At 69.5% G+C, this 19,189-nt stretch carries 6 protein-coding genes; 2 read left to right on the top strand and 4 right to left on the bottom strand.

The window, feature by feature from the left end:
• Positions 1 to 86: 86 nt before the first annotated feature.
• Positions 87 to 2,444 (bottom strand): TIGR02266 family protein, encoded by a 2,358-nt coding sequence (locus G4D83_RS44795; protein ID WP_163871106.1) that lies wholly within the window; start codon positions 2,442 to 2,444, stop codon positions 87 to 89.
• A 176-nt stretch (positions 2,445 to 2,620) separates the two neighbouring features.
• Here G4D83_RS44795 and guaB point away from each other — a divergent pair, with 176 nt between their 5' ends.
• Positions 2,621 to 4,078 carry an IMP dehydrogenase gene (gene guaB, locus G4D83_RS44790; protein WP_163871105.1) on the top strand — a complete coding sequence of 486 codons (1,458 nt, stop codon included), beginning with the start codon at positions 2,621 to 2,623 and terminating at the stop codon, positions 4,076 to 4,078.
• Positions 4,079 to 4,174: 96 nt separating this feature from the next.
• Here guaB and G4D83_RS44785 read toward each other — a convergent pair whose 3' ends face one another.
• Complete coding sequence (locus G4D83_RS44785; RefSeq protein WP_205522867.1) at positions 4,175 to 4,795, bottom strand: hypothetical protein; 621 nt, start codon at positions 4,793 to 4,795, stop codon at positions 4,175 to 4,177.
• A 100-nt stretch (positions 4,796 to 4,895) separates the two neighbouring features.
• Here G4D83_RS44785 and guaA point away from each other — a divergent pair, with 100 nt between their 5' ends.
• Positions 4,896 to 6,449: a glutamine-hydrolyzing GMP synthase gene (guaA, locus tag G4D83_RS44780; protein WP_163871103.1), complete on the top strand. Its 1,554-nt coding sequence runs from the start codon at positions 4,896 to 4,898 to the stop codon at positions 6,447 to 6,449.
• Between the two features lie 120 nt (positions 6,450 to 6,569).
• On the opposite strand, the gene G4D83_RS44775 is transcribed toward guaA, so the two are convergent.
• Positions 6,570 to 8,696 (bottom strand): S46 family peptidase, encoded by a 2,127-nt coding sequence (locus G4D83_RS44775; RefSeq protein ID WP_163871102.1) that lies wholly within the window; start codon positions 8,694 to 8,696, stop codon positions 6,570 to 6,572.
• Between the two features lie 193 nt (positions 8,697 to 8,889).
• Positions 8,890 to 19,189: non-ribosomal peptide synthetase (locus tag G4D83_RS44770; RefSeq protein ID WP_163871101.1), on the bottom strand; the 10,300-nt coding region annotated here is incomplete at its 5' end.

The raw sequence follows: 19,189 nt of genomic DNA, 5'->3' as shown, positions 1-19,189 counted from the left end.
GGGCCTCAACGACTACCCACACGCAGCTTCATTCCCAGCGTGAAAGTGGAAGAAGAGCTGATCCACTCTCAGCGACAAATCACGACTCAGGCGCGACCGAACAAGCCCTTGAGCCAGCGCACGAAGCCTCGCGCCTTCGTGCTCACCGCGGGTGATACCGCGTGGACGTTGGATTGCGGCGCGGCGGTGATCTTGGGTGGAACCATGCGAGGAGCCGAGGTGGTCGCAGCTCCCGCAGAGGCCCTCATTGGCGCCGGACTCGCGGTGGGGTTCGCCGTCGCGCTCGTGGTGCGCGTCGACGTGGAAGCCGAACCCGCCGTGGGGTTCGTCGTCGCGCTCGTGGTGCGTGTCGGCGTGGACGCCGAACCTGGCGCGGTGGCGGCCGTCCCTTCCGCGTCGAGCTGGGCCAGCTTCGCCTTCACCGCGTCGGGTGTGTCGCGCGTGGAGAAGGTGCTCGTCACTTCACGCGCCGTGGACGCCTCGCGCGCCGTGACTTTCAGCAGCGACTCGTTGTTCACCTCGAAGGTCACCGACACCTGCACGGCGCCGCGAGGCAGCTTCGGCAGGCCCGCGAGCTTCAGCGTGCCCAGGTACTCGTTGTCGGACGCCTTGTCGGAGTCGCCCTGGAACACGGTCAGCTCCAGCTCCGTCTGGCCATCACGGTGCGTGGAGAGCGTGTAGCTCTTGGTGGAGGGCAGCGCGGTGTTGCGCTCCAGCACGGCCTTGAAGCGTCCGCCGGGCAGCCCCACGCCAATGGCCATGGGCAGCACGTCGATGAGCACCACGCCCTCGAGCTGTCCCAGGCTGTGCGCCAGCAGCGCCGCGCCCAGGGCCACCGCTTCGTCCGGGTGGACGCCCTTGCTGGGCGGCTTGCTGAAGAGGCGGGTAATCTTCTCGTGCACCAGCGGGAAGCGGCTCTGGCCTCCGACGAGGATGACCTCGTCGATGTCCTTGGGCCCCAGGTTCTTCACCTTGAGGACCTCTTCGCAGACCTGGAGGGTGCGGTCGACGAGGCCCTCGGTCAGCTCGACGAGCTTCTGCCGCGTCAGCGTGACGTCCAGGTCATACGGCTTGTCTTCAATCATCGTGACGAAGGCCACGTGCACCCGCATCTCCGAGCGCTCCGACAGCGCGCACTTCGCGCGCTCCGCCGCGTCGTTGATGCGCTGCATGGCCACCCGGTCCCCCTGGAAGGCCCGGCCCGTCTTCTTCTGAAACTCCTCCAGCAGGTACGCGACGATGGCGTTGTCGAAGTCGATGCCACCCAGGAACGTGTCGCCGCCCGTGGAGATGACCTCGTAGACGTTGTCGGCCAGCTCCAGCACCGACGCGTCGAAGGTGCCGCCGCCCAGGTCGTAGACGAGCACGCGCTGGGTGAGCTTGCGGCCGTAGCCGTACGCGAGCGCCGCGGCGGTGGGCTCGTTGAGGATGCGCTCGACGTAGAGACCCGCCAGCTTGCCAGCCTCGCGCACCGCGTGGCGCTGGTTGTCGTTGTAGTACGCCGGGACGGTGATGACGGCGCGCGACACCGGCTGGCCCAACTGGTTCTGGGCGACTTCCCGCACCTCGCGCAGGATGAGCGCGGAGATCTGCTGCAGCGTGTACACGCGGTCGGCGAGCTTCACGCCCGCGTCGCCGTTCTCTCCGGCGGAGATCTCGTAGTGGAACTTGTCCTTGATGGCCGCGACGATGGGCGACTCGTACGCGCGCCCGACGAGGCGCTTGGAGCCGTACACTGTGTTGCGGGGGTTGGTGAGCATCTGCCCCTTGGCGGGGTGGCCCACCACCAGCTTGCCGCGCGTGTTGACGGCGATGATGGAGGGCACCGTGTTGTGGCCCTCGCGGCTGTTGAGCACCCCGGGCTTGCCGTTGCGCACATACGCCGCGCACGAGTTCGTCGTGCCCAGGTCGATGCCAATCACCACGCCGGCGCGCTTGGGCTCCGCCGTGCTCAGGTCCAACGCCGCATCCGACATCATCGTCGCGGGCGCGGCCGGAGTCCCCTCGGGAGGGGGAGCCGCCTGGGCGGCGACGACCTGGGGGTTCGCCTGCTGTGGCGGAGGTGGGACGGTGTAGTCCGCGGGGCCCACGCCGGTGGGGACCGGGGGCACGTCCGACTGGGCGTGGGGCAGGGCGGCGACCGCCGAGTCGAGGAAGCGACGCGTCTGCGGGTCCAACCCCAGGAAGCGCAGGCCCATGCCCGCCACGCCCTGGCCTCCCTGTCCGGTGACGAAGTGGACCACGGCCTGCGCGTGGATGAGGCGCTCGCCGCTCGCCAGCCGCAGGTCGAGCGTGACGGCCGTCCCCGGTGGCTTCACCGCGCGCGCGCGCAGGTAGATGCCACCTCGGGTGACATTGCCGCCATACTTCGCCAGGAACTCCTCCGGCGTCGCGAATGGCAGCTTCACGACCAACCCGACCGCCGCCTGATTCGATTCCGTCAAAGCCCGGTTCCTGAGACGTGAGTGAAAAGCCTGGGGTGGATTATCGCTTGAAGTGCGAGTGAACGGGCGTCAAAAAGTCCACCCTTCCAGGTTGCGTGGCGAGAACGTACCTCGTATGGAACCGCACCCTCGGGGCGCTGGTGCCTCGTGGGCCCTTCGCCCCGGGAGCGCCGCCCATGTTGAACCCCGAGATCCGGCTCGCACTCACCTTCGATGACGTCCTCCTGGTGCCCGCCGAAAGTTCGGTTGTCCCCAAGGATGCGGACCTGTCGACCCGCCTCACGCGCAACCTTCGCCTGAACATCCCGCTGTTGTCGGCGGCGATGGACACGGTGACGGAGTCGCGCACCGCCATCGCCATGGCGCAAGAGGGCGGCATCGGTGTCATCCACAAGAACATGACCCCCGAGCAGCAGGCGCTCGAGGTGACCAAGGTCAAGAAGTTCGAAAGTGGAATGGTGGTGGACCCCGTCACCATCGACCCCGAGGCCCCGCTGGGCCGCGCCATCGAGCTGATGCGGCACCACGGCGTGTCGGGCATCCCGGTGGTGAAGGGCCGGCGCCTCGTCGGCATCGTCACCAGCCGCGACGTGCGCTTCGAGACCAACCTCACGCAGAAGGTCGAAGCGGTGATGACGCGCAAGCTCGTCACCGGCCGCGAGGGCATCATCCAGGCGGACGCGCAGAAGCTCCTGCACGAGCACCGAATCGAAAAGCTGCTCATCGTCAACGACGACTTCGAGCTGCGCGGCCTCATCACCATCAAGGACATCGAAAAGCGCAGGACGAACCCGAACGCGGCCAAGGACGGCAAGGGCCGGCTCCTGTGCGCCGCCGCCGTGGGCGTGTCCGCGGACCGCGAGGCGCGCATCGACGCGTTGGTGAAGGCGGGCGTGGACGTCATCGTCGTCGACACCGCGCACGGCCACTCCAAGGGCGTGGTGGACGGCGTGCGCGACACCCGCAAGAACTTCAAGGGCTTCGAGCTGATCGCCGGAAACGTCGCCACCGCCGAGGCCACCCGCGCGCTCATCATGGCGGGCGTGGACGCGGTGAAGGTGGGCATCGGACCCGGCTCCATCTGCACCACCCGCGTCGTCGCCGGCGTGGGCGTGCCGCAAGTCACCGCGGTGGATGACTGCTGCCGCGAGGCGGACAAGCACGACATCCCCATCATCTCGGATGGCGGCATCAAGTACTCGGGCGACATCGTCAAGGCGCTCGCGGCCGGAGCCAGCACGGTGATGATCGGCTCGCTCTTCGCCGGCACCGAGGAGGCGCCTGGAGACGTCATCCTGTACCAGGGCCGCAGCTACAAGAGCTACCGGGGCATGGGCAGCCTGGGCGCGATGAAGCAGGGCGCCAAGGACCGCTACTTCCAGTCGGACGTGGACGCGGTGAAGCTCGTTCCCGAGGGCATCGAAGGCCGGGTGCCGTACAAGGGCACGCTCGGGATGAACGTCCACCAGATGCTGGGCGGCATCCGCAGCGGCATGGGCTACGTGGGCTGCGGCACCATCGACGACCTGCGCAAGAACGCGACCTTCGTGCGCATCACCTCGGCGGGGCTCAAGGAGAGCCACGTCCACGACGTCATCATCACCGAGGAAGCCCCCAACTACCGCGTGGAGTAGGCGCGCGGGCGGCTTCCGGGTGGAACGAAAAGAGGGCCCACGCCACTCGAGGCGGGGCCCTCATTCGTTTCCGGCGTCGGTCAGCCGGGACGGCGGCTACTTCCGGGGCTTGCGGCCACCGGCGCCCGTGTCCTCGGGAGGCGGCGACGCGGCGGAGATCTTCTTCTCCGCGTTGGCCACGCGACCGAGCAGGGAGTCCTTGTCGTCGGGCTCCAGCGTCTCAATCGCCTGGCGCAGGGTGTTGAAGTCGAGCCGGGCGATGGTGACGGCGTTGCCGCCCTTGATCTCCTGCACGGTGGGGACCTCCACCAGCTCGCGCATGTAGGTCTCGAACTCGACCTTCACGTCGGCCGTCTGCTGGATGCAGGTGTCCTTCGCGTTGACGATCTGCTGGCTGCCCTCGCGGTAGCTCAGGTCCGGGTTGCGGTTCATCGCATCCTCGAACGTCGTGGTCCGCTTGCGCAGCGAGGAGTACAGCTCGATGTAGTCGACGAGGCGGTCAGTCTCGGGGCGGTTGACGTTGCGGGCCTTGCCCAGCGCGTCGGTGGTGTCGTCACAGGTGAGCTTCTGGAGCTCGGAGACCCCTGGCGTGTCTTTGACAGCCAGGTTCTGGGTCTCGCGGTCCAGTCGCTCGTCGGAGGAGATTTCCTTCACGCATCCAGAGGCGGAGAGGAACAAGAGGGTCGCAGCAGTGGAAGCGGACAGGCGGCGGAGCATCCGGACCTCGAACAATTGAGGGGACTTGGGCGTTGCTTTCCGGAAGTTTGTAGCGATAAGGGCCCCCAGCCGTCAACGACGCCCCCTTGGAGAACCTCCGGTGGACCTGCACGCCGAGAAGATCCTGATCCTCGATTTCGGGAGTCAGTACACCCAGCTCATCGCCCGGAGGGTGCGCGAACTGGGCGTTTATTGCGAAATCCACCGCCCGGACCTCCCCGCGGAGGACATCCGCCGGTACGCCCCCCGGGGAATCATCCTCTCGGGTGGCCCGGCGTCCGTGGAAGCGCCTGGTTCCCCCCGGTGCGACCCCTTCGTCTTCGAGGCGGGAGTCCCCGTCCTGGGCATCTGCTACGGCCTCCAGCTCACCGCCAAGCTCCTGGGCGGGCGCATCGACCGGGGCGCCCACCGGGAGTTCGGCAACGCGGAGGTGGAGGTCCTCTCGCCGCGCGGGCCTTTCTCGGAGTTCCGAATTGGAGACCGGGTCCAGGTGTGGATGAGCCACGGGGACCGGGTGGAGGAGCTTCCGCCCGGTTTCGAGGCGATTGGCCGCAGTGGCAATTCGCCCTTCGCGGCGGCGGCCCACCAGAGCAAGCCCTTCTACGGCCTCCAGTTCCACCCCGAGGTCGTCCACACCCCGCAGGGCAAGGCCATGCTGCGCGCCTTCCTCTTCAACGACTGCAAGGTGAGCGGCTCGTGGACGATGAAGGGCTTCATCGACGAGGCCGTGGCCACCATCCGCAAGCAGGTGGGTGAAGAGGGCCGGGTCATCTGCGCGCTGTCGGGCGGCGTGGACAGCTCCGTGGCGGCGCTGTTGCTCCACCGCGCCATCGGCCCCCGGCTCCAGTGCATCTTCGTGGACAACGGGGTGCTGCGGCAGGGCGAGCGCGCCCAGGTGGAGGCGCTCTTCGTGGACCGCTTCCACGTCCCGCTGAAGACGGTGGACGCGCGCTCGCGGTTCCTGGACGCGCTGGCCGGCGTGACGGACCCGGAGAAGAAGCGGAAGATCATCGGCCGCGAGTTCATCGCCGTGTTCGAGGAGGCCTCGCGCGACATCCAGGACGCCGAATTCCTCGCGCAGGGCACGCTGTACCCGGACGTCATCGAGTCCGTCTCGTACAAGGGCCCCTCCGTCACCATCAAAAGCCACCACAACGTGGGCGGCCTGCCGGAGACGATGAAGCTCAAGCTGGTGGAGCCGCTGCGCGAGCTGTTCAAGGACGAGGTCCGCGCGCTCGGCCGCGAGCTGGGGCTGCCCGAGGAGATGGTGAACCGTCAGCCGTTCCCCGGTCCGGGCCTGGCCATCCGCGTGCTCGGCGAAGTCACGGAGGCCCGCCTGGAGCTGGTGCGGCGCGCGGACGCCATCGTCCAGGAGGAGATTCGCGCCGCGGGGCTCTACAAGGAGCTGTGGCAGGCCTTCGCCGTGCTGCTGCCCGTGCAGAGCGTGGGCGTCATGGGCGACGAGCGCACCTACGAGTCCACCTGCGTGCTGCGCGCCGTCACCAGCGTGGACGGCATGACGGCGGACTGGGCGCGGCTGCCGTACCCCGTGCTGGAGCGCATCTCCACGCGCATCACCAACGAGGTGCGCGGCATCAACCGCGTCGCCTACGACGTGTCCTCCAAGCCCCCGGCCACCATCGAGTGGGAGTGAGGCCGGAGCAGGGTGGCAGGGCGGAAACGAAAAGAGGCTGCCTGGCGAACGTGCCCAGGCAGCCTCTTCGTGCATCAGGGGTCCGGGTTTCGAAGCCCGGGCCCCGTCAGCGAGGGTGAATCACCCGGCCGGCTTGGTGGGGACCGAGGGAATCTGGGTGCTGCCCGGGCGGAGCTCCTCGAGCACCCGGTTGGCGCCGTAGATCTTCTTCAGCGACTCGATGATGGCGTCGCTGTGCACGGCCACGGTGCGGTTGACGGACTCGTCGAAGCCGTACTCACCGCCCAGGGACTGGATGTTGCCGTCGAACACCAGGCCGACAATCTCAGCGTCCTTGTTGATCATCGGCGAACCGGAGTTGCCACCGATGATGTCGTTGGTGGTGACCATGTTCATCGCCGTGGCGCCGTCGAGCAGCTTCTCCGACTTCAGCCAGGACGGCGGAAGGGCGAAGGGATCCTCGCCCGTGGCGTGCTCGAACGTGCCAGCCATCTGGGTGACGGGGTCCACCTTCTTGCCGTCCTCCATGTAGCCCTTCACCGAGCCGTAGGACAGGCGCAGGCTGAACGTCGCGTCCGGGTACTGGTTGGTGCCATAGGCCTCGAACTTCGCCTTGGCGACCAGCTCCGCGTTCTTCTTGATGACCGCGTCGATGTTCTCCTCGTAGTTCTTGCGGACCGCGCGGCCATCCGCGTCGAGCGCGAGGGCGAGCTGGATCATCGGGTCCTTGGACGCGGCGATGGCCGCCTTGCCGCCGTCGAGGAGGCTCTTGCGCACGGCCACGTCACACATCTTGGAGCCCTTCACGTCCTTGAGGACGCAGAGCTTGGAGCCCTTCACCAGCCGGGCCGCCATCTTCTCGGGGGACTCCTTGCCCAGGACCTTCTTGACGAACGGGTGGTTGGAGCCGAGCTCCTCGCGCATCTTCGTCAGGCCGAACGTCAGGCGGAGGATCTCCAGGTCCGCGTAGATGGGGGCCGGGCTGAGCAGCTGGGCCTGGAGGGCCGGCAGGTTGGCCTGGTTGAACTCACGCAGGCGCTGGCCGTTCTCCTTGGGGAGCTCCTCGGAGGCGCGCACCAGCGTCTTCGCGATGCCGTACAGGCTGGAGGACAGGCCGCTGCCCTGCTCGACGAAGGCCAGGTCCTTGCGGATGTTGACGAGCTGGCCCTGCGCCTTGGCGATCTCATCCCACGCGGCGCCGTACTTCTTCTTCGTCTCCGGGTTCGCGTCGACCTTCTTGCGCAGCTCCTGCTCGGCGGCGACCTTCTGGGCGAAGAACTTCTTGTCCTGGAGCGCCTCCAGGCGGCCCTTGGTGGCCTTCAGGCCGTTCTCCACGCCGAAGAGCAGGTTGTTGGAGATGCGCTTCTGCTCGGGGCCGCGCTTCTGGAACTCGGTCACCATGCCGCGCAGCTCGGACATCGTGAAGAGCATCTTCGGCATGGCCACGTCGCGCTGGTACTCCAGCTCCGCGATGGTGAGCCCGCGCGAGGTGCGGCCGGGGTGGCCGGACACGAAGGTGAGGTCACCCTCCTTGGCGCTCTTCTCCGACCACTTGAAGAAGTTCTCCGTCTTGGCCGGCTTGCCGTCCTGGTAGACGCGCAGGAACGTCACGTCGAGGTCCCACCGGGGGAACTCGAAGTTGTCCGGGTCACCACCGAAGAAGGCGATGGCGTGCTCGGGGGCCATCACCAGGCGCACGTCCTGGAAGCGGCGGTACTTGTAGAGGTTGTACTTGCCACCCTGGTACAGGGTGACGACGTCACAGCGCACCTTGGCGTCGCCGGCGGAGCAGGCCTGCTCCATCTCGGCCATCTTCGCCTTCAGGGTGTCGCTGTACGGCTTGCCAGTCAGGCCCGCGGTCGCCTTGTTCAGCGCCTCGGTGACGTCGGAGATCTGCTCCAGCTGGTTGATCTCCATCGCCGGGCACTGCGTCTCCTCGGCTTCGGACTTCGCGTAGAAGCCGTTGGCGATGTAGTCCTTCTTCGCGCCGGAGAGCTGCTCGATACAGCCGCGGGCGCAGTGGTGATTGGTCATCACCAGGCCGTTGGGGGACACGAAGCTGGCGGAACAGCCGCCGGCGAGGCGCGCGGAGGAGAGCCGGGCCTTGTCGAGCCACTCCTGCGTGGGCTCGAAGCCGTACTTCTCCTTCACCTTCGCGGACGGGAAGTTGTTGTACGTCCACATGCCTTCGTCGGCCAGGGCGGGGGCCGCGCCGACAAGGGTGGCAATCAGGAACAACCGTTTCATTGGACAGGTCCTTTCCAGGGCCATGGGATGCCGCGTTCTGCGGGATGCCACCGCCAGGGTCAAGCAAGCAAAAAGTCGGGAACTATTACCCGGCGGTCGGAACAGGCGAGCGGGCTTTCGATTCCTGCCGCCGCGCGATGCGGCGAGCGCCTGGAAGTGGACCAGGCGGGGGTGGTGCGGTGCGTCGTAAGCCCTATCGACGCCAACCCTTGCGTGTCTGGCCGGCTGGCCTGGCGCGGTCGAGCAGCTCTCTCAGCCGCTCCGCGAGCACCTCGACATGGGGCGGCTGGAGCAGGCTGTAGTGGTCTCCCGGCACTTCCTGGAGTTCCACGCCCTGGGTGGCCTTGTCTCCCCAGCCGCGGTCGCGCCCCGTGGTGGAGACGTCGCCCGAGTCCGCCGCGCGCAGCATCGCGAGCTGCCCGTCGATACCGCGCGGGGAGTACCGGCGCGTGGCTCTCATGTTGGCGGCGAACACCTGGAGCAACGCGCGCAGCTCGGGCAGTCCGGCCTCGGGGATGAGGACACCGCTCTTCCGGCCCTCCTCGAGGACGGCCCGGAGCAGCTCTTCCGGCCCGGCGTCCGCGGGCAGGTCGGGAAGCTGGAGGCCCGTGAGCCGGCCCAGGTCCCTCGCGAAGAGCGCCACGGTGTCGGGAACCGCGACCTCGTCGGACACGTCCCGGGCGGTGCGCGCGGGGCTGGGGTCGATGAGCGCCAGGACCTCCACCCGCTCGCCACGCCCCTGGAGCTGCCGGGCCATCTCGAAGGCCACCACACCGCCCATGGACCAACCGCCGAGCAGGTACGGCCCGCGGGGCTGCACGGCGCGGATGGCCTCGAGGTAGCAGGCGGCCATCTCCTCCACCGACTCCAGTGGAGGCTGGGCGCCGTCGAGGCCCTGCGACTGCAGCCCGTAGAAGGGCTGATCCGGGCCCAGCCGCCGCGCCAGCTCCGCGTAGGCGAGCACGTTGCCGCCCACCGGATGGACGCAGAAGAAGGGGAGGCGCGAGCCCTTGCGCTGGATTGCCACGAGCGGCGACCACGGGCCCGCCTCGGTCCGCAGCGCGGCGGCGAGCCGCTCCACCGTGGGGGCCTGGAAGAGGACGCTCAGCGGCAGGCGTCGGCGGGTTCGCTCGGCCAGCACCGCGAGCAGGCGCACGGCCATCAGCGAGTGACCGCCCAGCTCGAAGAAGTGGCCGCGGGCGCCGATCGGACGCAGGCCCAGCACGTCCTCGAAGGTGCGGGCCACCTCCAGCTCGAGCGCGTCCCGAGGCGGGACGAAGGCGTGCTCGGACTCCAGGGGTGAAGCCTCCGGAGCGGGCAGCGCCCGGCGGTCCAGCTTGCCGTTGGCCGTCAGCGGGAGCTGCTCCATCGAGACGAAGGCCGAGGGCACCATGTACTCGGGCAGCTTCGCCTTCAGGAGCGCGCGCAGCGCATTCAGGTCCAGGGGCCCGCTCGCGCTCGGGACCAGGTACGCCACCAGTTGCTTGTTGCCCGGGGAGTCCTCGCGGGCGATGACGACGGCCTCACGCACCTCGAGGTGCGTGAGCAGTGCGGCCTCCACCTCTCCTGGCTCGATGCGGAAGCCGCGCAGCTTCACCTGCGAGTCGAAGCGGCCGAGGAACTCCAGCGTCCCATCGGCCTGCCAGCGCACCTTGTCACCGGTGCGGTAGAGGCGGGCACCGGGCGCGACGCTGAAGTCATCCGGGACGAAGCGCTCCGCCGTCAGCTCGGGACGGCCCAGGTAGCCGAGGGCCAGGGCCTCACCACCGATGAGCAGCTCGCCCGGGACGCCCACGGGCACGGGCCGCAGCGAGGCGTCCACCACGTAGGCCTGGGTGTTGGAGATGGGGCGGCCGAGGGGCAGCGTGGAGACGGGGGGCGGAGGGCATTCCCAGGCGGTGCAGTCGATGCAGGCCTCCGTGGGCCCATACTGGTGGACGAGCCGGGCGCTCAGCCTGGAGCCGAAGCGCGCGTGCAGCTCGTGGGTGAGGGGCTCGCCGCCGCAGAAGACGAAGCGCAGCGACTGGCAGTGCTCGACGTCCGGCGTCTGCAGGAAGGCGCTGAGGGGGGCGGGGCCGAAGTGCAGGTGGGTGATGGCGTGGCGCCTCACGGTCCGCACCAGATACTCGGAATCTCTCTGGCCCCCGGGGCGGGCGAGCACGAGCCGGGCCCCGGTCAGCAGGGGCGCGAACATCTCCCAGACGGAGATGTCGAAGCTGAAGGAGGCCTTCTGCAGGAAGGCCTCCTGTGGCCCCATGGGAAAGTGCCGCTGGCGCCAGTGCAGGTGGTTGATGACGGCGCGGTGGGCCACCTGGACACCCTTGGGAAGGCCGGTGCTGCCCGAGGTGTAGATGACGTAGGCGGGGCTGAGGGCCTCGGGCTCTGGCAGGGCGATGCCCTCGGGCGAAGGCAGTGCGTCCAGCGCGTCCAACCGCAGGAGGGGGACCTGGGTGGAGGGCAGGGCCTGGAGCAGGTCGGAGCGGGTGAGCAGCAGCTTCGCGCCGCAGTCCTTGAGCATGAAGGCCAGGCGCCCGGAGGGGTATTCCGGATCGAGCGGAACCCAGGCCGCGCCAGCCTTGAGGATGGCGAGGATGGCGACGACCAGCTCGCAGGAGCGCTCGAGGCAGAGGGCGACACGGGTGTCGGGGCCGGCGCCCAGCGAGCGCAGGTGCAGGGCCAGGCGCGTGGAGTCCTCGTCGAGCTGGCGGTAGGTGAGGGTGGCGGACTCGGAGACGAGGGCGGTGGCCCCGGGCGTGCGCCGCGCCTGGGCCTGGAAGAGCGAGTGGAGCGTGGCCTCGCGGGGGAAGTCCGCGCGTGTGTCGTTCCAGTCGACGAGCACCTGGTGGCGCTCGTCGGGGGGCAGCAGGGGCAGCTCCCGCAGGGCGGTGTCGGGACGGGCGGTGACGGCCTCCAGGAGCACCTGGAAGTGGCGCATCAAGCGCGCCGCGGTGGCCGGGTCGAACAGGTCGGTGCTGTAGGTGAGGCCGCCGCCGAAGCCGTCCGGGCCTTCGGCGAGCGCGAGCGTCAGGTCGAACTTCGTCGTGGTGTGCTCCTGCTTCTCCTGATGCAGGGTGATGCCCGGCAGATGGAGCTCCCCGGTCGGGAGGTTCTGCAGAACGAACATCACCTGGAAGAGCGGAGTGCGGCCCAGGGAGCGCTCCGGGGCGAGCTCCTCGACGAGCTTCTCGAAGGGGATGTCCTGGTGGGCGAAGGCGCCGAGCGTGGTCTCCTTCACGCTCGCCAGCAACTGGCGGAAGGAGACGTTGCCCTCCAGGCGCGTGCGCAGCACGAGCGTGTTGATGAAGAAGCCGATGAGGCCCTCCAGCTCCCCGCGCCGGCGGCCGGCGATGGGCGAGCCGACGGTGATGTCCTCCTGACCCGAGTAGCGCGAGAGCAGCAACTGGTAGACGGCCAGCAGGGCCATGAAGGGGGTGACGCCCTCCTTCTGGCACAGGGCCTTGAGCGCCTCGGACAGCTGGCGCGGCAGGCGCACGGGGTACGAATCGCCGCGGTAGGACAGGAAGGCGGGACGCGGCCTGTCGGTGGGCAGCTCCAGTACCGGCGGCGCGCCGCTCAGGTGCTGCTTCCACCAGCCCAGCTGCTCCTCCAGCACCGCGCCCTTGAGCCAGTCTCGCTGCCACACCGCGTAGTCGACGTACTGCACCGGCAGCTCCGGCAGGGCCACGGGCCGGCCCTGGCGCAAGCCCTCATAGATGGCGCCCATCTCACGCACCACCACACCCATGGACCAGCCATCGGAGACGATGTGGTGCATGTTGAGCACCAGCAGGTGCTCGTCGGCGGCCAGCTTCAGCAGCGTCGTCCTCAGCAGCGGGCCGGTCTCCAGGTCGAAGGGACGCACTGCCTCTTGCTCGGCCCTGCGTCGCGCTTCGGCTTGACGCTCGGCCTCGGGCAGACTGCTCAGGTCCACCCGCTCCAGCTTCGAGGAGCCCACCGGGAGGATGATCTGCACGGGCGCGCCGCCCTCGGTGCGGAAGACGGTGCGCAGGGATTCATGACGGCGGACCAACTCCTGGAAGCTGCGCTCCAGCGCATCCTCGGACAGGGCCCCCTTCAGCGTCAGGACGATGGGGACGTTGTAGAAGGCGCTGCCAGGCTCCAGTTGATGCAGGAACCACAGGCGCTGCTGCGCGAAGGACAGCGGCAGCACGCCATCGCGGGAGGCGCGCGTCAGCGCTGGCATCCGGGCGTCCCCCTCGCCAGTGGCCTGGAGGGTCTCGATGCGCGGCGTGAGTTGCTCCACGGTGGGGGCCGCGAAAAGCGCCCGCAGGGGCAGCTCCACCTGGAAGGCCTCGCGCACGCGGGAGATCAACTGGGTGGCCAGCAGCGAGTGGCCCCCCAGCTCGAAGAAGTCATCGTGAAGGCCTACCTGCGAGACGTTCAGCACTTCGCGGAAGATGGCGGCGAGCGCGTGCTCTGTGGGGGTGCGCGGGGCGGCGAAGGACTCGGGCTCGGCCGTGCGCAGCTCCGGAACGGGAAGCGCCCTGCGGTCCACCTTGCCGTTGGCCGTCAGCGGCAGGGCGTCGAGGAGCACGAGCACCGAGGGCACCAGGTACTCGGGGAGCTTCTGGCGCAGGGCGTCCCGGAGCGCCGAGACGTCCGCCCCCGGGGCGACGAGGTAGGCCACCAGACGCTTGTCGCCAGGCGAGTCCTCGCGCACCACCGCCACCGCCTCCCGCACCTGCGAGAACTGGCGCAGGGCGCTCTCCACCTCGCCCAGCTCGATGCGGAAGCCGCGCAGCTTCACCTGCCCATCTCGGCGGCCCAGGAAGTCGAGACGGCCGTCCGGAAGGAAGCGCGCCAGGTCGCCCGTGCGGTACAGCCGCGCACCGGGCACGGTGCTGAAGGCATCGGGGATGAAGCGCTCGGCGGTGAGCTCCGGCCGGCGCAGGTAGCCGCGCGCGACACCCGCTCCGCCGATATACAGCTCACCCGTGACACCCACGGGCACCGGCCGCAGCCTCGCATCGAGGATGTAGAGCGCCGTATTGGCGATGGGTCGGCCAATGGGGACGGCCCCATGGACCAGGCCGCTCTCGTTCAAGTCATGGATGGAGCAGCCGACCACCGTCTCGGTGGGGCCGTACTCGTTGATGAGGCGCACACGCGGGGCCAGCCGGCGCCAGCGCTCCACGGTGGCGGCGGGCAGGGCTTCGCCACCGACGACGAAGGTGCCTTCCTGGAGCGCCAGCTCCTGGGCGGACATCAGGTCCAGCAGGGCCTGGAGGTGGGCGGGGGTGAGCTTGACCAGGCCGTGGCGGTGAGTGCGGAGGGACTGGGCGAGGGCCTCCAGCTCATTGCCGGAGGGCAGCAGGTGCACGGAGCCGCCAGCCAGCAGCGGCGCGAAGAGGCTGGTGAGGGTGGCGTCGAAGGCGACGGAGGTATGCACCGGGGCGCTCTGCCCGGAGGACACGCGGTACTCCTGGAGTGCCCACGCGAGGTAGTGGGCGATGCCCCGCTGGGTGACCATGACGCCCTTGGGGCGGCCGGTGCTGCCGGAGGTATAGAGGACGTACGCGAGGCTTTCGGCCGTCACCCTGGATTCAGGAGGCGATCGCGGCTGGCGTGCGAGCAGCCGCGCATCCGCGTCGAGCAGCACGTACAGCTCACCTCGCGAGGGCAGCTCGTCCGCCAGGTGCTCCAGGGTGATGACGACCGGGGCCGCCGAGTCGGCCAGCATGAAGCCGAGGCGCTCGGAAGGGTAGGTCGGGTCCAGCGGAACGAAGGCGCCTCCCGCCTTGAGGACGCCGAGCATGGCCGTCACCAGCGCCAGGGAGCGCTCCAGGAAGAGCGCGACGAGGGTGTCCGGGCCGATGCCCAGTGAGCGCAGGTGGTGCGCCAACTGGTTGGCGCGGGCGTCCAGTTGGGCATAGGTGAGCGAGTCGTCGCCGAAACGAAGGGCCACCGCGTCCGGAGTGTCGCGGGCCTGGGCTTCGAAGAGGTGGTGGATGCAGCTTTCGCGGGGGAAGTCGCGGGCGGTGGCGTTCCACTCCACCAGCACCTGACGCTGCTCCTCCTCGGACAGCAGCGGCAGGCAGGACACCGGCGTCTCGGGCCTTGCCGCGGCGGCCTCCAGCACCGTGCCCAGGTGCCGCATCAGCCTGTCGATGGTGGCGGGCTCGAAGAGGTCGGTGCGGTACTCGCACGTGCAGGCCAGGCCCTGCGCCGTCGGGATGATGGAGAGGGTGAGGTCCAGGCGCGAGGCGGCCTCGTGGGTGCCCTCGGGCGTGAAGGTGAGGCCGGGCACCTTCAGGACGGTGGTGGGCTGGTTCTGGAGCACCAGCTTCACCTGGAAGAGGGGCGCGCGGCCGAGGCTCCGCTCGGGGTTGATGACCCTGACCAGTTCCTCGAAGGGCAGGTCCTGGTGGGCATAGGCGTCCAGGGCGGTGGCTCGCACGCGGCCGAGCAGCTCGCGGAAGCTCGGGTCTCCGCCCACCTGGGCGCGCAGCGCCAGCTGGTTGATGAAGAAGCCGATGAGGCCTTCGGTCTCCGCGCGGTTGCGGTTGGCGATGTCCGTGCCGATGACGAAGTCCTCCTGCCCCGAGTACCGGGAGAGGACCACCTCGAAGCCGGCGAGCAGCACCATGAAGAGCGTCGTGCCCTCTCGGTGGCCGAGGGCCTGGAGCGAGTCGGCCAGTGCGCTCGGCAGCACGCGCGTGTGAAGCGCTCCCCGGAAGGACTGGATGGCGGGGCGGGGCCTGTCGGTGGGCAGCTCCAGGGCGGCGGGCGCGCCCTCCAGGTGCTTGCGCCACCAGGAGAGCTGGGCGTCCAGTGTCTCCCCTTGGAGCCACGAGCGCTGCCACACCGCGTAGTCGGCGTACTGCGCCGGCAGTTCCGGCAGGGGCGAGGGCTGGCCAGCGCGGAAGGCCGCGTAGAGGGCCGCCATCTCGCGCACCAGCACGCCCATGGACCAGCCGTCGGAGACGATGTGGTGCTGCACCAGCACCAGCAGGTGCTCCTCGGCGGCCAGCTTCAGCAGCGTCGTCCTCAGCAGCGGGCCGGTCTCCAGGTCGAAGGGACGCATGGCCTCCTGCTCGGCCCTGCGTCGCGCTTCGGCTTGACGCTCGGCCTCGGGCAGGCCGCGCAGGTCCACCCGCTCCAGTTGCGCCGAGCCTCCCGGGAGGATGACCTGCACGGGCGCGCCGCCCTCGGTGCGGAAGACGGTGCGCAGGGATTCATGACGGCGGACCAGCTCCTGGAAGCCGCGCTCCAGCGCGTCCTCCGACAGGACTCCCCTCAGCGTCAGGACGATGGGGACGTTGTAGAAGGCGCTGCCAGGCTCCAGCTGATGCAGGAACCACAGGCGCTGCTGGGCGAAGGACAGCGGCAGCACGCCGTCGCGGGAAGCGCGCGTCAGCGCGGGGACCCGGGCGTCCCCCACCTGAGTGGACTGGCGGGCCTGGATGCGCAACGCGAGCTGCTCCACGGTGGGCGCCTCGAAGAGCGCCCGCAGGGGCAGTTCCACCTGGAAGGCCTCGCGCACGCGAGAGACCAGCTGGGTGGCCAGCAGCGAGTGGCCTCCCAGCTCGAAGAAGTGGCCGCGGGCGCCAATCGGATTCAGGTCCAGCACCTCCTCGAAGGCGCGGGCCACCTCCAGCTCCATCGCGTTCCGAGGCGCGACAAAGGCCTGCTCCAACTGCTGGTGAGAAGCCTCCGGAGCGGGCAGGGCCTTGCGGTCCACCTTGCCGCTGGGCGACAGGGGCAGGGCAGGCAGCGTGACGAAGGCGGAGGGCACCATGAACCCTGGCAGCCGCTGCGTCAGGGAGGCTCGCAGGGCCTGGGTGTCCAGGGCGACGGAAGCGGCGGGCACGAGGTAGGCCACCAGCCGCGCGCCGGCGGCCCCGTCCTCGCGGACCACCACCACGGTGTCGGCCACGTCCGGGAGGGTCCGGAGGGCGGCTTCGATTTCACCCAACTCGATGCGGAAGCCGCGCAGCTTCACCTGGAAGTCGACGCGGCCCAGGTACTCCACCGTGCCGTCGGAGCGCCAGCGCGCCAGATCGCCGGTGCGGTACAGCCGCGCGCCCGGCGTGTCGCTGAAGTCATCCGGGACGAAGCGCTCCGCCGTCAGCTCCGGGCGACCCAGGTAGCCGCGCCCCACCTGCACGCCGCCGATGAACAGCTCGCCCGGCACGCCGATGGGAACGGGCCGCAGGTGCGCATCCAGCAGGCGGAGCTGCGTGTTGGCGACGGGACGGCCAATGGGCACCGAGTGGTACGGCTCGTCGCGCACGCACGGGTGGAAGCTGACGTCGACCGCGGCCTCGGTGGGGCCATAGAGGTTGTGCAGGCCCGCCCCGGGCAGCCGCTGAAGGCAGCGCCGCGCCAGCTCCAGGGGGAGGGCCTCGCCACTGCACACCACCCGTTGAAGCGAGGTGCACCGCTCCAGCCCCGGCTCCTCCAGGAAGGCCTGGAGCATGGAGGGCACGAAGTGCAGGGTGGTGACGGTCTCCTCCGCGATGAGGCGCACCAGATACGTCGGATCCTGGTGGCCACCGGGCTTCGCGACCACCAGCCGCGCACCCGTCATCAACGGCCAGAAGAACTCCCAGACGGACACATCGAAGCTGAAGGGCGTCTTCTGCAGCACCGTGTCGGCCGCCGTCAGCCCGTATGCGTCCTGCATCCACAGCAGGCGGTTGACGACGGCGCGGTGGGCGTTCATCGCCCCCTTGGGCCGGCCAGTGCTGCCCGAGGTGAAGATGACGTAGGCCAGCGCATCCGGTCCCGCGAGCGGCGCGAGCCGGTCCGCCCGCCGGCGGGCCACGGTGGACCACTCCGTGTCCAGACACAGCACCTGGGCGGAGTGGGGCGGCAGGTTGGCCAACAGGTGCTGCTGGGTGAGGAGCACCGGAGGGGTGGTGTCCTCGAGCATCCACGCGAGGCGCTGGGCCGGGTAGGCCGGGTCGAAGGGGACGTAGGCACCACCGGCCTTCAACGTGGCCAGCAAGGCGACCACCATTTCCAGCGAGCGCTCGAGGAAGAGGCCGACGCGCACCTCGGGGCCGACGCCCAGCGAGCGCAGGTGCCATGCGAGCTGGTTGGCGCGCTCGTCGAGCTGCCGGTAGGTGAGCGTCGCGCCCTCGAAGGCGAGGGCCACCGCGTCCGGCGTGTGCTCCACCTGGGCTTCGATGAGGGTGTGGAGGCAGGCCTCGGGCGGGTAGTCGGCCCGCGCGCCATTCCACTCGCGGAGGAGCGTGTGGCGCTCGGGCTCCTCCAGGAGCGGCAGCTCCGACAGGCGGGCCTCTGGCCGGGCCACTGCGCCGCGCAGCAGCGTCTGGAGGTGGCCGAGCAGCCGCGCCACGGTGCTGTCGTCGAAGAGAGCCGTGCTGTACTCCGCGGTGAGCCGGAGGCCGCGCGGCTCCTCGGCGGCGAGCAGCGTCAGGTCGAACTTCGTCGTGGTGCTGTCCTGATTCTCCTGACGCAGGGTGAGGCCTGGGAGCTGGAGCTCCCCGGCCGGGACGTTCTGCAGGGCGAACATCACCTGGAACAGGGGCGAGTGCCCCAGGGAGCGCTCCGGGGCGAGCTCCTCGACGAGCTTCTCGAAGGGGATGTCCTGGTGGGCGAAGGCGCCGAGCGTGGTCTCCTTCACGCTCGCCAGCACTTCGCGGAACGAGGAGTCGCCGTGCAGCCGCGTGCGCAGCACGAGCGTGTTGAGGAAGAAGCCGATGAGGCCCTCCAGCTCGGCCATGCGCCGGCCCGCGATGGGCGAGCCCACGGTGATGTCGTCCTGACCCGAGTAGCGGGACAGGAGCACCTGGAAGGCGGCCAGGAGCAACATGAAGGGCGTGACGCCCTCGCGGCGGCCGAGCGCGGTCAGCGACTCGGACAGCTCGCGCGGCAGCGTGATGGACTGCGTCGCCCCCTGGTAGGTGCGCGTGGCCGGACGGGGCCTGTCGGTGGGCAGTTCCAGCAGCGCGGGTGCGCCTTCCAGGTGCTTGCGCCACCAGTCGAGCTGGGCCTCCAGGACCTCGCCCTGGAGCCACGAGCGCTGCCACACGGCGAAGTCGGCGTACTGCACCGGCGGCTCAGGCAGGGGCGAGGGCTGGCCGACGGAGAAGGCTTCGTAGAGGGCGGCCACCTCACGCACCAGCACGCCCATGGACCAGCCGTCGGTGATGATGTGGTGCATGTTGAGCAGCAGCACGTGCTCGGAGCCGCTCAACCGCGCCAGGGTGGTGCGCAGCAGTGGGCTGGTTGCGAGATTGAAGGGCGAGCTCGCATCCTGCTCGGCGAGGCGTCGGACCTCGGCTTCCCGCGCCGCGTGGGCGGACAGGTCCACCACCGGTATCGAGAAGTCCCCGGGCGGCGAGATGACCTGCACGGGCCGGCCGTTGGTGTCTCGGAAGGAGGTGCGGAGGGACTCGTGGCGACGGACGAGCTCGGAGAGGGCGCGTTGGAGAGAGGAGACATCCAGGGCGCCCGTCAGGCGCAGAGCCGCGGGCATGTTGTAGGCGGCGCTGGCGGGCTCG

The sequence above is a fragment of the Myxococcus eversor genome (genome assembly GCF_010894455.1).
In the GTDB taxonomy this organism is placed as follows: Bacteria; Myxococcota; Myxococcia; order Myxococcales; family Myxococcaceae; genus Myxococcus; species Myxococcus eversor.
This window is presented reverse-complemented; position numbering and strand designations above follow the sequence as displayed.

Coding starts and splice junctions, on each gene's coding strand:
- guaB (WP_163871105.1), top strand. CDS start 2,621: ATGTTGAACCCCGAGATCCGGCTCGCACTCACCTTCGATGACGTCCTC.
- G4D83_RS44785 (WP_205522867.1), bottom strand. CDS start 4,795: ATGCTCCGCCGCCTGTCCGCTTCCACTGCTGCGACCCTCTTGTTCCTC.
- G4D83_RS44775 (WP_163871102.1), bottom strand. CDS start 8,696: ATGAAACGGTTGTTCCTGATTGCCACCCTTGTCGGCGCGGCCCCCGCC.